Consider the following 15,330-nt stretch of genomic DNA (forward strand, 5'->3'; position numbering starts at 1 on the left):
ATTCGGCCGCAGATCTGCTTGCTATAGAAAGAAGCAAAAGTTGTTTGTCAGCCCCGCTGTCAGCCCCGGGGCGAATCATCGGGCCGGCACGCGCACCTTGCTCGAGCTCTTGACCTCTTCCATCACAAAATAGGTGTGAGTCTGCTGCACACCCTTGATACACGCGATGTGACTGCTGAGCACGTTGCGGTACTCCTTCATGTCACGGACGCGGATCTTCAATAGATAGTCGAAGCCACCTGCGACCATGTGCGCCTCCTGCACGAAGTCCAGTACTTCCACCGCCGTTCTGAAACGATCGAACACTTCCGGCGTGGTGCGATCGAGCGCGACCTGCACATAAGCCAGCAGGTTCTGGCCGAGGTGCGTGGGCGAAAGGTCGGCGCGGTAGCCGACGATATAGCCGTGCTTTTCCAGCCGCCGGACGCGCTCGACCGCCGGCGTGACGCTGATGTGCAGTTCCCTGGCGAGTTGCGCCATGGAGATGCGGCCGTCCTCCTGCAGACGACCGAGGATGCGCTGGTCCAGCTTGTCCAGGATCAGGCCCGCACCTGAGCTAGTTGATTTCACGGATTTAGCCCCCTTTTTAAGTCGTTTCGACGGGCGTCGGCCCAATACGCTAGTGCTTTCGTCCCAGTTAGCACAAGCCCCCCGTACGCCCTGAATCCGCCCATCATGGTCGCCCAATCCTCAGCCATTCCCTCCCCGCCGCCCCTCGAAGAGCTGCGCGAGCAGATCCGAAGCGCCACGCTCCAAGACGAAACCACGTGCGTGAAGGCCCTGCTCAAGAGCTCCAGCCTGTCGTTGGATGCCCGCTCACGCGCCAAGGCGCGAGCAACCGCGCTAGTCACGGGCGCTCGCGCCCGCGCTAAAGACCGGCCGCTGTTGGACTCGTTCCTCCAGCAATTCGCGCTGTCGAACGAGGAAGGCGTGGCGTTGATGTGCCTGGCCGAAGGCCTGCTGCGCATTCCTGACGATGAGACTGCCGATCGGCTGATCGCCGACAAGATCGCGTCCGGCAACTGGTCGGCGCATGCCGGCGCGTCGTCGTCGATCTGGGTGAATGCTTCCGCTTGGGGTCTCATGCTCACCGGTCGGCTGATCGAGCCCCCGAAGCAGGCGCGTGAAGAAACGGCTTCCTGGTTGCAAGGCCTGTCGCGTCGACTTAGCGCGCCGGTTCTGCGTTCCGCGTTCCGCCAGGCCATGCGCATCATCGGAGGCGAGTTCGTGGTCGGCCGGACGATCGAAGAAGCACTGGCTCGCTCGGCCAAGACGCCCGAGCTCTCGCTGTGTTCGTTCGACATGTTGGGCGAAGGCGCCCGCACCTGGGCGGATGCCGTGCGTTATCGCAAATCCTACGAGCAGGCGCTCGACGCCATTGGCTCGCAACGGAAGGGCACACCCATCGACGAGCGCTCCAACCTGTCGGTGAAGCTCTCGGCGCTCGAACCCAAGTACGACTTGATGCACGAAGGTCTGGTCATGTCCCGGCTCGCCCCGATCGTCACCGATCTCGCGCGTCGCGCGGCCGCGGCCGACGTGGGTTTCACCATCGACGCCGAAGAAGCCGATCGCCTGGATCTGTCGCTGAACGTGTTCGAAGCGCTGGCTCGCGACAAGACGACGCAGTCCTGGCAGGGACTGGGCATCGTCATTCAGGCTTATGGCAAGCGCGCGCCGCTGGTCATCGAATGGGGCGCCTCGCTCGCCCGCGCCACGGGACGTCGCATCTGCATCCGTTTGGTAAAAGGCGCGTACTGGGACGCCGAGGTCAAGCGAGCGCAGGAGCGCGGCCTGACTTCCTATCCCGTCTTCACGCGCAAGGTGTCGACGGATGTTTCCTATCTCGCCTGCGCCGAGCGGCTGTTCAAACATCGCGACGTGATCTACCCGATGTTCGCGACTCACAACGCGCACACCATCGCTGCAGTGTTGGAGCTACGCCCGCCTGGCGCGAAGTTCGAGTTCCAGCGTCTGCACGGCATGGGCGGACTGCTGCACGACGAAGTCAAGAAACAGATTGAAGGCTTCCCGCGCGTTCGCACTTACGCGCCGGTCGGTCCTCACGAGGATCTCCTGTCTTATCTCGTGCGCCGACTGCTCGAGAATGGCGCGAACAGCTCGTTCGTAAACCGCTTCATGAATGAAAGCGTCCCCGTTGATACCGTAGTGGAGGATCCGATTGCAGCCCTGCAGTCGGCAGACAGCATGACCAACCCGCATATTCCCCTGCCGAACAAACTGTACGGCGAATCCCGTGAGAATTCCGCCGGCGTGGACTGGGGCAATCCTCAGCAGCTCGCCGAGCAGATCGCGTCGCTGCAGAAGACCGGCGAGCTGCCGATCGCCGCGCCTTCGACGCTCGCCGGCAAGATTCAGTCGTCGCCGACGGAAGTGAGAAATCCGGCGAACCGCAGCGAGCTCGTTGGTTACGTGAGCAATGCGACGCGCGAAGACATCGCGCTGGCTTTCGACAAAGCAGGTCAGGCCCGCAAGGCTTGGGACGATGCCGGTGCGACTCATCGGGCCGTTTGTTTGGTTGCCGCGGCTGAAGGCTTGCGCGCACATCGCGCCGAGCTGGTGCGACTGCTCGTCAAAGAAGCGGGCAAGACGCTGCCGGACGCGATCGCCGAGGTTCGCGAGGCTGAAGACTTCTGTCGATACTATGCGGCGCAGGCGCGCGAACATTTCGCCGAGCCGTTGGCGCTGCCGGGACCGACGGGTGAAGACAACAAGCTGAGCCTGCGTGGTCGCGGCGTGTTCGCCTGCATCAGCCCGTGGAATTTCCCGCTGGCCATTTTCTTGGGTCAGGTGACGGCCGCATTGGTCGCTGGCAACAGCGTGGTTGCCAAGCCCGCCGAAGCGACTCCGTTGGTCGCCGCCCTCGCCGTTCGTCTGCTACATGAGGCCGGCGTGCCTCAGGACGTTCTGCACTTCGTTCCGGCCGCCGGCAAGCTGTTCGGCGAAGTCGCCTTCAAACATCCGGCGCTCGGTGGCGTGTGCTTCACCGGCTCGACCGGCACCGCGCAGTTCATCAATCGCGCGCTGGCCGCACGCGACGGCGCCATCGTGCCGCTGATCGCCGAGACCGGCGGTATCAACGCGATGATCGTCGATTCGTCAGCGCTGCTCGAGCAGGTCGCCGATGACGTGCTGACATCCGCCTTCACCTCTGCCGGTCAGCGCTGCTCGGCGCTGCGCCTGCTGTTCGTGCAGGATGAAGTGGCGGATCGGCTGATCGAGCTGATTGCCGGCGGCATGGATGAGCTGCACATCGGCGATCCTTCGGTGCCCTCCACCGACGTGGGCCCCGTGATCAACGCCGGCGCCGCGTCCAAGCTGGAAGACTACAGCCAGAAAGTTCAGCAGAAGGGCATCAAGCTTCTCAAGCAGTGCGCGCTGAATCAGGTTCGCACCGAGGGCAGTTACTTCGCACCTCGCATGCTCGAACTGAGCGATGCGCGTCAACTCACCAGCGAAGAGTTCGGCCCGATCCTGCACGTCGTGCGTTACAAGCGCGACAAACTCAGCGACGTACTCGCCGCCATTCGCGAAGCCGGCTACGGCCTCACGCTCGGCGTTCACACCCGCATCGAAAGCGTGTGGCAAGAGATCGTCGCCGAAGCGGCCGTCGGCAACATCTACATCAATCGCAACATGATCGGCGCCGTCGTCGGCGTCCAACCGTTCGGCGGCGAAGGCCTCTCCGGCACCGGCCCGAAGGCCGGCGGCCCGCACTACCTGTTCCGCTTCGCCACCGAGCGCACGCTCACCGTCAACACGGTCGCGACGGGTGGTAATGCGAAGCTGCTGTCGCTCGGCTCGTAATGTAAAAGGAGCGGCGCGTATTCTCCGCCGCTCCTCTCACTCCTTAGAGCTCCAGCCACCCCGTCTCGCGCAACTTTCGCCTCACTTGCTCGCTAGAACCACAGCCACATCGCTGCAGGCTGCCTGCATTCGTGCACACCCGGACCTCGCATCGCAGCGGCGCTGACTGCGGCCGTTGCACAAAGTGCGCGGGCGTGCACGCCGCCATCGTCGCGCTCAGCAGAATGGCGCTCACATACAACCGTGTTCGGGAAATCATCGGACTCACCTCGTCGCTCAGGTGAGTCGGAAATAATCAGCCGGCCACGCGGCGCCTATATAAATGTGATGAACGCTCTGCTCCGTGGGGCAAGTATCCGCGCGGCGTGACGAGTTGATTCGTCATTCGTCGCACCGGCGGAACGTTTCGTCGCTGGCAGCTCCATCGCGCAGCTCGATCATCCGATGCACAAGATCGAGCGCGCTCGGCAGCAACGAATCGACAATCGGAGCAAGCGCTGCGACTGAAGCGTCCCACGCAGCGAGCACGGTCGTTCTTTCCATGAGGTTCCTAGAGGTTCTTTGCACTACCGCGTTGCATGGCAAGGCCGGCAGCGAAACCCTAATTGAGCTCGCGCCACTCCGGTGCTTAACTGCGCGGGCCATCGAACCGAGGGAGTCATCATGCCTGGCAATCTCGCTCGTCTGCAGCCGACCGCCGAAACCGTTCCAGTTCAACGGACCACTTTCGCGATCGACGTACTCGGCCGATACATCTGTAGTTTGTGGCGCGAAGCCGTGGACTCCGGCGGTCCGCCGTTCGACGCGGTCGTCATCGGCGCCGGGATGTATGGCGCGTACTGCGCGCAGCGGCTGTATCGCATGGGTAAGCGCGTGCTGGTGTTCGAAGCTGGCAGCTTCCTGGTTTCGGAGCACGTGCAAAACCTCGCCCGCATCGGATTGAATGTTCCTTCGCCGATCTGGCCTGGCCAGGAGTCGGGCCAGGCGCGAGAACATGTCTGGGGCATCCCCTGGCGCGGCAACGATCAATTTCCCGGTCTGGCGTACTGCGTCGGCGGCAAATCTCTGTACTGGGGCGGCTGGTGCCCGAGGATGACGACGGCGGATCTGGCGCAGTGGCCCGGCGCGGTGACAAACTTTCTAAGCACGGCGTATCCCTTCGTCGAAGATGACACGGGTGTGACGCAGACCGCCGATTTCATCACTGGCCCTCTTTACGACGCGTTACTCGCAGCCGTGCAAATCGCAGCGCCGCTCACGCCCAACATCGATGCCGCCAGCGTCGCGCCCGCACCGCTTGCGGTGCAAGGCTCGCCGCCGGCCTCGGGTCTTTTCAGCTTCGACAAATTCAGCGCCTGTCCTTTGCTCGTCGATGCGATTCGAGAAGACGCGGAACGCTCGGGCGCGAACGATGCAGCGAGGCGTCTGTTCCTCGTGCCTCATGCGCATGTCACTCATCTGGAAGTCGATCAAGGGCGCGTCACTGCGCTTCAGGCGCACGTCAACGGCGCTCAGGAACGTTGGGTGCTGCCTTCCAACTGCAAAGTGATTCTCGCCATGAGCACGATCGAGTCGACGCGCCTGGCGTTACGCTCGTTCCCGACGCCGTTGATGGGTCGTAACTTGATGGTCCATACGCGCAGCGATTTCACCGTGCGCATTCGCCGCGCGGTTTTCGGAGCGCTGCCCATTCACTTACAGACGGCAGCCTTGATCGTGCGCGGCGCGACGGCCAACGGAGTGTTTCATTTGCAGGTCACAGCCGCCGCGAATCAGCACAGTCAGTCGGATGAGCTGCTGTTCCGCATGGTCCCCGACATCGATTCGCTCCAGCAGATTCTCGCCAACCATGACAGCGAGTGGGTAGCGATCACGCTGCGAGGCATCGCCGAGATGAAGGGCGACCGCAACTCCGCCATCCCGCATGCCGGCAGCTGGATGAATCTGAGCCCGTATGAAACCGACGAATTCGGCGTGCCTCGCGCCTGGGTGCATCTGGCGCTGGCGCCGAACGACCTGCAGCTTTGGCAAGCGATGGATGAAGCCGCGATCGCGCTTTCGCAGAATCTGGCCGGCGGCGCCGGCAATATCCAATATCTCTACGACAACGCCTGGCACTCCGCTCCGCCGCCCTTGAATCGTCCGTTCCCAGAATGGCATCGCGGCCTGGGCACCACTTATCACGAGTGCGGAACGTTATGGATGGGCGACAACTCCGCGACCTCGGTCACAGACCCCAATGGCCGCTTTCATCACATCGGCAACGCCTACGCGTGCGATCAATCTCTGTTTCCGACCGGCGGCTCGGCGAACCCAGTATTGACAGGCCTTACCCTGGCCCGACGCGTGGCGGAGGCAGTGGTTCAAAGCTAGACCATTAGTACGCCCGTCATTGGACCAAAGGACGGCTCGCCGGGGCTTTCGCTTCAGGAGCGGTTATGTCAGCCTAGTTCGGCAATAAGAACTCCGAACGCCCTTCCGTTCGATGACCCGCGCCGAATCCGAACAGATCGCCAATCGCCGGCCTTTGACCTCGCGCTCGACCGAGTGGGCACGCTTTCTCACCAGCGTCCTCATCCGGCTCGGGGTTTCACCCAATGCCATTTCGGTGGTCAGCGTCGTGTTTGCCGCGCTCGGAGCGGCGTTGCTGATCGGGCTGCCGAATGCGGCCGGCCTGTTGGGAACCGCGGCGTGCGTGCAGCTCCGGTTATTGTGCAATCTGCTCGATGGCATGGTGGCCATCGAAGGTCAGCGGCAGTCCGCCACCGGCGGGCTGTTCAACGAAGTTCCGGATCGGCTGGCGGATTCGTTGTTCATCGTGGCGTTGGGATACGCCGTGGGTGAGCCGGCTCTTGGCTGGTTCGGCGCCCTCGCCGCCGCGGTCACTGCATACATTCGCGTGCTGGGCGGGTCATTGGGATTGCCTCAGGATTTTCGCGGCCCCATGGCGAAACAGCACCGCATGGCGGTCATGACTCTCGCCTGCGTGATCGGCGCGGTGGAGTGGTGGCTCTGGCAATCGCGATGGGCGCTATTGCTCGGATCCTGGGTGATCGCAGTGGGCTCGGTCATCACTTGCATCACTCGTTTGAACGCCATCGCGCGCCAACTGCAAGCCCGGTAATCACAATGCGTCCGTCGAGCTTCGCTTTAACAGGGATCGCAAAGCTGCTCGTGGGAGCCTTCCCGCGCTGGATTGGCTGCGGACCCGAGCCGACCCAGCGAATTTATTTCGCCAATCACACCAGTCACATCGACACCGTCGCCATCTGGGCTGCGTTGCCGCTCCGCCTTCGCAACATCACGCATCCGGTGGCCGCGATGGACTATTGGGGCAGCGGCTTGCGCCGCTATATCGCGACGAAGACCTTGCGCGCGGTGCTGATCGATCGTTCTCGTTCCGATCCGAATGCGAATCCGCTGGCGCCGTTGATCGAGACGCTGCAACTCGGCGAGTCGCTGATCATCTTTCCGGAAGGAACGCGAGGTGCCACCGCCTTGCCGGGGCCGTTCAAAAGCGGCCTCTATCATCTGGCCGCTCAGTTTCCAAATGCTCAACTCGTGCCGGTGTATCTGGAGAACTTGCACCGTGCGATGCCCAAGGGCGCCAAGTTGCCCATTCCAATGACGTGCACGGTGCGTTTCGGGGCGCCCATGGCCCTGGCTGCCGACGAGACCAAGGAAGCGTTTCTCGATCGTGCGCGCGGCGAGGTCGTCAAACTCGCCGGTCACGTCGGAGCCTGAGCCGATGACGCCGCAAGAGAAAATCATCTGGGTATTCGGTGGAGTCATCGCGCTGCTGATCGTTGCCTCGACGGCCGGCGCCATTCTCGGCAGACGCGTGCAATCCGACGGTGGTCGCGCCACGGTCGAGAATTTGAAGGCCCGCGTCAATGCGTGGTGGGTCATGATCGCCGTGCTCGCAGTTACGTTTGCATTGGGCGAGACCGCGACGCTGATCGTGTTCGCGTTCGTATCGTTCTTCGCCCTTCGTGAATTCATCACGCTCACGCCCACGCGTCACAGCGACTACATGCCGCTGGTGCTCGCGTTTTTTGTCATTCTTCCGGCGCAATACTTGTTGATTGCGTATAACCAGTACGGCACGTTCGCCATTTTCATTCCGGTGTACGGCTTTCTGTTGCTTCCCGCCATAGCAACCTTCGCCGGCGACACGCACGAGTTCCTCGAACGGTCCGCCAAGCTGCAGTGGGCGGCGATGATCACGGTCTATTGCATCAGTTACGCCCCGGCTCTCTTGTTATTGAAGATTCCAGGCTACGAGAACTCGAACGCGTTGTTGCTGCTCTACCTGCTGCTGATCGTGCAGCTGAGCGATGTCTTGCAGTACGTGTTCGGCAAGCTGTTCGGCCGCACCAAGCTCGCGCCGGTCGTCAGCCCTTCGAAGACCGTCGAGGGATTGGTCGGTGGTAGTTTAACAACCACGCTGATCGGCGGCTCGCTCGCCTGGATCACACCCTTCACGTGGCCGCAGGCGCTGGCGATTTCGTTCGTTATCGTCGTGGCTGGCGTACTCGGCGGACTGACGCTCTCGGCAATGAAGCGCGGCCTTGGCGCGAAGGATTGGGGCGTCATGATCGAAGGCCACGGCGGCATGCTGGATCGCATGGACTCGGTGAGCTTCGCCGCGCCGGTGTTCTTCCACATCGTGCGGTTTTTCTTCACTTAATCTGTCGTCGCTTTCAACCTGAGCGGCGCCTGAACGGAAGCATTCATCGTGCATTAAGTGGCGCGGCGTTGAGATGGCAGCCAGGACGAGCTGTTTGGGGCAGCCATGAAATCCGCGATCGCCGCCGGCGTGTTGATGTTTTCCGTCTCGATGCTCGGTCAACCGGCGTCTGCCGGGGAGGGACGAGTCTCCGACGCGCCGCCAGTGCTCGAGGAAGGGCGGGTGTCGAACTACACTCGCAGCAAGCCAGAAGCCACGACGAGCGCCAAGTCCGGTAAGTTCCACACCAACGCCAAAGCCGCTCAAACTAAAGCACAGGCGAAAACGACCCGGCCCGCGATAGCTGAAGCGATATCGAGTCGCGCCGGTTACTTCTCTATTTTCGAAGCCGGCAGTCAGCTGCGCCTCGACCGCGATCGAGACGGTTATCACAGCGAATTTCAGATCCGCTTCGACGCGGACTCTGAGATCGGCGACGCGCTGGTTTACGCGGCGCTGTATTTCCGCCGCGTCGGCGAAGTGGACTGGCAGCTGTATCACACCACCGATGACTTCTGGATCTACGGTCAGTCGGACGACGACGACTACTTCGTGACCACGACATTGGACGACGGCTTCGCGACCAGCGAATACGACATCCTCATCGATCTGTACGAAGTCGGCTTCGACGGTATCGTCGCCACCATCGATCACAACGACGACGTGGATTTGTTCGACCTGCCGCTGGAAGAAGCCGGCCTGGACGTGGCGATCGATATTCCTGGCTACTCCATCGGCAACGTGAGCACCACCCTGCTGATCGACTCCGACGGCGACGACCACTTCTCCCGCTTCCGCATCACGTTCGATCCGGACGCGGATTTCGACGGCACGTTTGTTTACGCCAAGTTCTGGGTGCGGCCGCAGGGCGGCGAATGGATCGAGGAACACGTCTCGGAAGATTTCCTCGTCGACTCCAGCGGCTCGGAGGACGTGTACAGCTTGACCGCCGATTGGATCAGCGGTTACCCGACCGCTTTCTACGACGTGCAGATCGATCTGCATGACGCGGCAACCGGCGGGCTGGTGGCTTCGGCGGGCAGCGAGCGACCCGAGCTCTCACTCATTCCGTTGGAAGATCAGGCGCGCGATACGCGAGTCGGTACGCCGAATCCGCCCAGCGGCGGTGGAGACACAACGTCGCGCGAGCGAGGCGGCGGCGCTGTGACGCACTGGTTGCTGATGGCCATGCTGTTACTTGCGATCGGACGGCGGGTGAGCGGTCGAGCCGCCATCCGCCGCTGAGCTCGCTTACCAACTCATATTGATGGGCTGGGGAATGGCTCGCGCGCTCCGAGACGGTATACTATATACCCCATGAGAGCCATCGCCGTCGTCTCCCTCGCCGCCCTGTTGTTATCTTCCGATCTGCTGGCGGCGGGACCCGTCGGCACCGCTCCGGATACGGCGGACGTACGACGCTCCGTCGCTCTCCGCGACGATTGGATGTATCTGACACGAGACGTCGCCGAACCCCCCGAATGGAGTCATGAAGGCAAGCGGTTTCACTATCGCAAGACGGTCGAGGGCGGCTTCGCCTTCGTCGAAGTCGATGCGCGCACGCTGAAGCGACGCTCGCCATTCGACGCGGAAAAGCTAGCTGCTGCGCTGAGCGACGCGACCCATCAGAGCTATGGACCGCTGCGCCTGCCGTTCGAAACATTCGAATATGCCGATGAGAACCGCGCAATCACCGTGACGGTCAGCGGCGAGCGTTGGACGTGTGGCATCGTGAACTATGTTTGTCACAAAGCCCAACCCGCAGACACAAACCGCCCCCGGGCGTTCGGCGTGGTCCGCGATTTGGACGTACCAGCAGATAATCATCCGCGCAAATCGCCGGACGGTAAGTGGGAAGCGCTTGTCGAAGATGACAATGTCATCGTGCGCGCCGTGGGATCGACGGATGCGATCGCGCTCGGCACCGACGGAACTCCCGGCGAGTTCTACGATCCCGAGACCCTCGTCTGGTCGCCCGATTCGTCGCGACTCGTCGGCTATCGCGTGCGGCCGGGCTTTCGCCGAATGGTCACTCGTGTCGAAGCAGCCCCTTCGGATCGGCTTCAACCCGCAGTGCGCACGCAGCTCTACCCCAAGCCCGGCGATCCGGCCGACCTCGAGCAGCCCGTCTTGTTTCATGTCGCCGAGCGCCGCCGCGTCGAAATCGACAACGCTCTGTTTCCCAATCCCTACGAGCTTTCCCAGCCCGAATGGCGCAAGGATGGCCGCACCTTCGTGTTCGATTATCAACGACGCGGTCACGCTCAGGCGCGCGTGATCGAGGTCGACGGGCAGACGGGCGTTGCGAAGGCCGTGATCACCGAAGATGCGAAGACGTTTGTCTATGCCGACCGCCGCTATCGACACGATGTCGGCGACGCTGCGAGAGAGATCGTTTGGATCTCCGAACGCGACGGCTGGCGACATTTATATCTCGCGGATGCCGCTACGGGTGCGCTGAAGCAGATCACTCGTGGGCCCTGGGTCGTGCGGGACGTGCTCAACGTCGACGACGAGCAGCGACGCATCTGGTTTTCCGCGAGCGGCATGGACACCGGTAAGGATCCGTATTTCAAACACGTATTCCGTGTCGACTTCGACGGCGCCAATCTCACACGCTTGACCACAGCCGACGCCACGCACGAGGTGCGGTTCGCGCCCGACATGTCCGTCTATGTCGATACCTACTCGCGCGTCGATCTGCCGCCGGTGTCGGAGCTGCGCCGTGCGGACGGCACGCTGATCACGACACTCGAACGTGGCGACATCTCACGCTTGACCGCCGCCGGCTGGCGGCCGCCAGAACCCTTCGTTGCGAAGGGACGCGATGGCGTCACTGATATCTGGGGCCTGGTCGTACGCCCGCGCAACTACGATCCCGCCAAAAAATATCCGGTGATCGAAAACATCTACGCCGGCCCGCACGACAGCTTCGTGCCGAAAAGCTTCTGGCCGTTCGGCTTCCATTCCGGCGGCGACAAGGCGATCGGCATGCAGGCGCAGGCCGATCTCGGCTTCATCGTCGTGCAAATCGACGGCATGGGCACCGCCAACCGATCCAAGGCATTTCACGACGTCGCCTGGAAAAATCTCGCCGACTCCGGCTTCCCCGATCGCATTCTCTGGCACAAGGCGCTCGCCGCTCGCGACCCTTCCTATGACATCGGCCGCGTCGGCATCTACGGCGCGTCCGCCGGCGGCCAGAGCGCGCTCAATGCGCTGTTGTTTCATCCTGAGTTTTATAAAGCCGCCGTGGCATACGCCGGGTGCTATGACAACCGCATGGACAAAATCAGTTGGAACGAGCAATGGCTCGGCTGGCCAGTCGACGCGAGCTACGCCGCCGCCTCCGGCGTCGATCACGCCGCGAAACTACAAGGTCAGCTCTTGTTGATCGTCGGCGAGCAAGACTCGAACGTGGACCCGGCGTCGACGATGCAGGTCGTGGACGCGCTGATCGAAGCCGACAAAGATTTCGAACTGCTCGTGGTGCCCGGTGGCGAGCACAGCGTGGGTCGATCGACGGGCCCGATCCCGTACGTGCAAAGGCGTCAGTTCGAGTTCTTCATGCGGGCGCTGCGGGGCGGTCGGGGAGCTGACGGACACACATAGGGCGTCAACGAATACCGTCGCATCGCGCACCGCTCTGCGTTCAAGATTCAGATGTGCAGGTATAAAGCGCAAACCGCGTCTGCCGAAGATCCATAGCTTTTTATCACCAGCCTGCTGTGATAGGCGCTGCAACGGAGTTGCATGCGCCATGATCAAGGACTTCACCAAGGACTCCATTCCCCTGCATCTGCTGAGCATGGCGCTGCCGCTGGCGGCCAACATGTTCAGCCAGATCGCATATCAGCTCGTCAATCTATATTTCCTGACCAAGATCGGAGTGGCGGCGACGGCGGGAGCTAATGCCGCCTCCAATATGGTTTTCGCCGTGACGGCGCTCGCCCAGGTGCTGGGAGTTGGCACGACGGCTTGTGTCGCGCATGTGCTGGGCCGCAAAGACGCGGTTGCAGCCAACGAGTTACTGAATCAGTCAGTGTTGTTCTCCGGTCTCTGTGGCTTCACTGTGCTGGTGCTCCTCATGCTGTCGATAGGTCCTTACCTGAACGGGGTTGCGGCCGACCAGGCTACGATCGAAGCTGGAACAACTTTCATTCTATGGGTTGCTCCAGGCTACGCACTGATGCTGCCGTGGACCGCCGTCGCATCGGCGCTGCGCGGCGCCGGCGTCGTCAAGCCGATTATCGCGATCACGATGCTCAGCGTGGTCATGAATGTGATCCTGGCGCCGATACTCATCGTCGGCTGGCTCACGGGAATCGCACTCGGCGTACGGGGCGCAGGGTTGGCGACCAGCATCTCCGTGGCCGCGGGTACCGCTGCGCTGGCCATCTATGTTCTTCGACCAGGGCAGCCGCTGCGATTGGCTATCGCGCTCATGCGACCCAAAGTCTCCCACTGGCGCCGCATTCTGGCGATCGGCATTCCCGCCGGAGGCGAGTTCGCTCTAACCTTCGCATCGGCCGCCGTGGTGTACTACTGCGTGAGAGACTTTGGCGCCTCGGCTCAGGCCGGCTTCGGCATCGGCTCACGTGTCTTGCAAGCAATCCTCCTGCCAGGCCTCGCCATTGCCCTGGCCGCCGGTCCCATCGTGGGTCAGAACTTCGGCGCACGCAACAGCGCGCGTATTCACGAAACGATTCGAACAGCCGTGCTACTCGGGACGATCGTGATGATGGCCATCACCGCGCTCGTGCAGTGGTACACGGACGCGTTCCTGAAAATCTTCTCGGCCGACTCCTCGAGCGCGGCGGTAGCAACGCTATTCCTGCAACTCACATCTTGGACATTCGTCGCGCAGGGCCTGGTGTACACCTGCACTACGACATTCCAGGGACTGGGTAATACCGTTCCAGCGCTGCTCAGCTCCGCCACTCGCTTCTGCGTTTTCGCCGCACTCGTGCTCTGGCTCTCCACGCAGCCGCACTTCCGCATCGAGCACGTCTGGTATGCATCGATCCTGTCCGTCGCGCTGCAAGCGATCGTCAGTCTGTCGCTGCTGAGGATCGAGCTGCGTCGGCTGCGGCCGCAGGGCGCCTGACGAACGCTACATCGACACGTCCTGCACGCGCCGTCGAGACTCTCCGATCATGGCGTCGACGAAGGTCAAGAACCCGCGGGCAAATTTCTCCATCAGCTCCACCTGAAACCGTGCAAGCGGGAAGAAAACATGCCCTACGATTTCCTCCTCGGTGTCATGTAGCTGCACCCCCGGCTCACAGTCGATGTCGAGCCGGCTCAAGGTCGGGCTCGGAAAGTCGAACGAAGTGACTTGCAGCCTCGGCGCGGAGCCATCGAACTCGCTCAAGTCCACCTTCGAACCGCGCGGGGTCCAGTTGAAAGACGCGTTACGGCTGAACTCAGGCCTGGGCTGTTGCGCCATGAGATATGAGAAGTCGGCGTGCTCGTACGCCTGGCAGTACACGTCCGTCGCTCGATCGAGCAAGTCACCGAAGCGGTCCGACTCCGACAATCGGATCCGCAAATGCAGAATAGAAGCAAAGAAGCCAATGGTATTTTCGACCTCGCGGCCGGCTCGCCCATTCGATTGATACTCGAATACGTACTCGGTCGTCTTGCACCAGCGCAGCACTAAAGCGGCGAACGCCGTGAACAGCGCCATGACAGGGGTCGTGTGATGGTCACGGCACCAGGCCAGCAGCGCCGATTTCATTTCCCGATCGATCAGCATCGGAACACGCCCCCAGCCAGGCGCCGCCTGGAGCGATGTCCGACTGCTTTGTGGGAACCGCCCCCGTTCACATCCCGCCAGACGCTCACTCCAGTACGCCCCATGCGTGTCGAGCCATCGGGCGTGTGTCTCTCGTTGCCAGACCGCATACTCGGGGAACTGCATGCCAATGACCGGAAAATCGAACGGAATCCCGCGAGCCGCCTGCATGTAGGCCCTCAGCAAATCTCTGGCAAGGATATAAATTGACGTGCCATCCGACACCAGGTGATCCATCGCCAGGATGAGGATGTGCTCAGCGTCGCCCAACCTGATCAGCCGGACGCCGAACAGCGGGCCGACAGCAAGATCGATCGGCTCGAGCACCAGCTCGTCGATCGAACGAAGGACCTGCTGCTCGCGCCGATCTACAGCGATGGCACTGAGATCGTGGAACAGGTAATCGGTTGCACCGGGCTCAGCCACCTTCTGCACCAAACTTCCGTTTCGACTTTCAATCGTCGTGCGAAGCGCGTCGTGCCTTCGAACGATTTCGCCGAGCGCGCGGTTGAACGCCTCCGTGTCGAATGGTCCCTGCAGACGCTTGCCCGTGGTCACCAGTCGCACGGAACGCCCTTCGTACCGTGGACCGTGCAGCCGAAAATAATTCCAATACGCCATCTGTGAGAACGACAACGGCGCACAGTCGATGGCGCCGGTCGACGCGCTGTTCGTGGCCGATCTGACTCTGTCCGGCTCCGCCGTCGATCTCAGTAAATCTACATCCTCGGCCAGTTTCTGAATCGTTGGATGCTGGAAGACGGCCACCGTGGACAAGTTCACATTGAACCGCTCGGCCACTCGCGCGGCTAGCTTTACGCCATGCAATGAATGTCCGCCGAGCTGAAAGAAGTTGTCCTGAACACCGACCTGATCGACCTGCAGCAGCTGGGTCCAGATCTCGGCCAGCGCGCGCTCGGTCGGCGTGCGCGGCGCCACGTACTCGCCCATCTCCTCCGATCGCTCCTGGGGATTT

The 15,330-nt window shown here is 62.0% G+C and carries 11 protein-coding genes; 8 read left to right on the plus strand and 3 right to left on the minus strand.

The features are described from left to right. Positions 1-75: 75 nt before the first annotated feature. Positions 76-570, minus strand: coding sequence for an Lrp/AsnC ligand binding domain-containing protein (locus VGD45_RS17835; protein ID WP_331156688.1), 495 nt, complete (start codon positions 568-570; stop codon positions 76-78). Between the two features lie 105 nt (positions 571-675). On the opposite strand from VGD45_RS17835, the gene putA reads away from it, so the two are divergent. After that, complete coding sequence (putA, locus tag VGD45_RS17840) at positions 676-3,828, plus strand: bifunctional proline dehydrogenase/L-glutamate gamma-semialdehyde dehydrogenase PutA (RefSeq protein ID WP_331156689.1); 3,153 nt, start codon at positions 676-678, stop codon at positions 3,826-3,828. 381 nt (positions 3,829-4,209) lie between these two features. Here putA and VGD45_RS17845 read toward each other — a convergent pair whose 3' ends face one another. Beyond that, positions 4,210-4,371 (minus strand): hypothetical protein, encoded by a 162-nt coding sequence (locus tag VGD45_RS17845; RefSeq protein ID WP_331156690.1) that lies wholly within the window; start codon positions 4,369-4,371, stop codon positions 4,210-4,212. 120 nt (positions 4,372-4,491) lie between these two features. On the opposite strand from VGD45_RS17845, the gene VGD45_RS17850 reads away from it, so the two are divergent. The 7 genes from VGD45_RS17850 (at position 4,492) to VGD45_RS17880 (ending at position 13,664) form a co-directional block, all read left to right on the plus strand. Continuing rightward, positions 4,492-6,201: a GMC oxidoreductase gene (locus VGD45_RS17850; protein ID WP_331156691.1), complete on the plus strand. Its 1,710-nt coding sequence runs from the start codon at positions 4,492-4,494 to the stop codon at positions 6,199-6,201. A 112-nt stretch (positions 6,202-6,313) separates the two neighbouring features. Further along, a complete protein-coding gene (locus VGD45_RS17855; protein ID WP_331156692.1) occupies positions 6,314-6,952 on the plus strand; it encodes a CDP-alcohol phosphatidyltransferase family protein in 639 nt (212 codons plus the stop codon). A gap of 5 nt (positions 6,953-6,957) precedes the next feature. Further along, entirely contained in the window at positions 6,958-7,572 is a 615-nt protein-coding gene (locus VGD45_RS17860) for a lysophospholipid acyltransferase family protein (protein ID WP_349263287.1), read from the plus strand. Between the two features lie 4 nt (positions 7,573-7,576). Beyond that, positions 7,577-8,518, plus strand: coding sequence for a phosphatidate cytidylyltransferase (locus tag VGD45_RS17865; protein ID WP_331156694.1), 942 nt, complete (start codon positions 7,577-7,579; stop codon positions 8,516-8,518). A gap of 105 nt (positions 8,519-8,623) precedes the next feature. Further along, on the plus strand, positions 8,624-9,802 hold the full coding sequence (locus tag VGD45_RS17870; RefSeq protein ID WP_331156695.1) for a choice-of-anchor H family protein: 1,179 nt from the start codon (positions 8,624-8,626) through the stop codon (positions 9,800-9,802). Between the two features lie 72 nt (positions 9,803-9,874). After that, positions 9,875-12,169, plus strand: coding sequence for a S9 family peptidase (locus VGD45_RS17875; RefSeq protein WP_331156696.1), 2,295 nt, complete (start codon positions 9,875-9,877; stop codon positions 12,167-12,169). Between the two features lie 148 nt (positions 12,170-12,317). Continuing rightward, entirely contained in the window at positions 12,318-13,664 is a 1,347-nt protein-coding gene (locus VGD45_RS17880) for an MATE family efflux transporter (RefSeq protein WP_331156697.1), read from the plus strand. Between the two features lie 6 nt (positions 13,665-13,670). On the opposite strand, the gene VGD45_RS17885 is transcribed toward VGD45_RS17880, so the two are convergent. Continuing rightward, a partial coding sequence (locus VGD45_RS17885) for a condensation domain-containing protein (RefSeq protein WP_331156698.1) occupies positions 13,671-15,330 on the minus strand: 1,660 nt, incomplete at its 5' end.

The sequence above is a fragment of the Steroidobacter sp. genome, assembly GCF_036402275.1.
In the GTDB taxonomy this organism is placed as follows: domain Bacteria; phylum Pseudomonadota; class Gammaproteobacteria; order Steroidobacterales; family Steroidobacteraceae; genus Steroidobacter.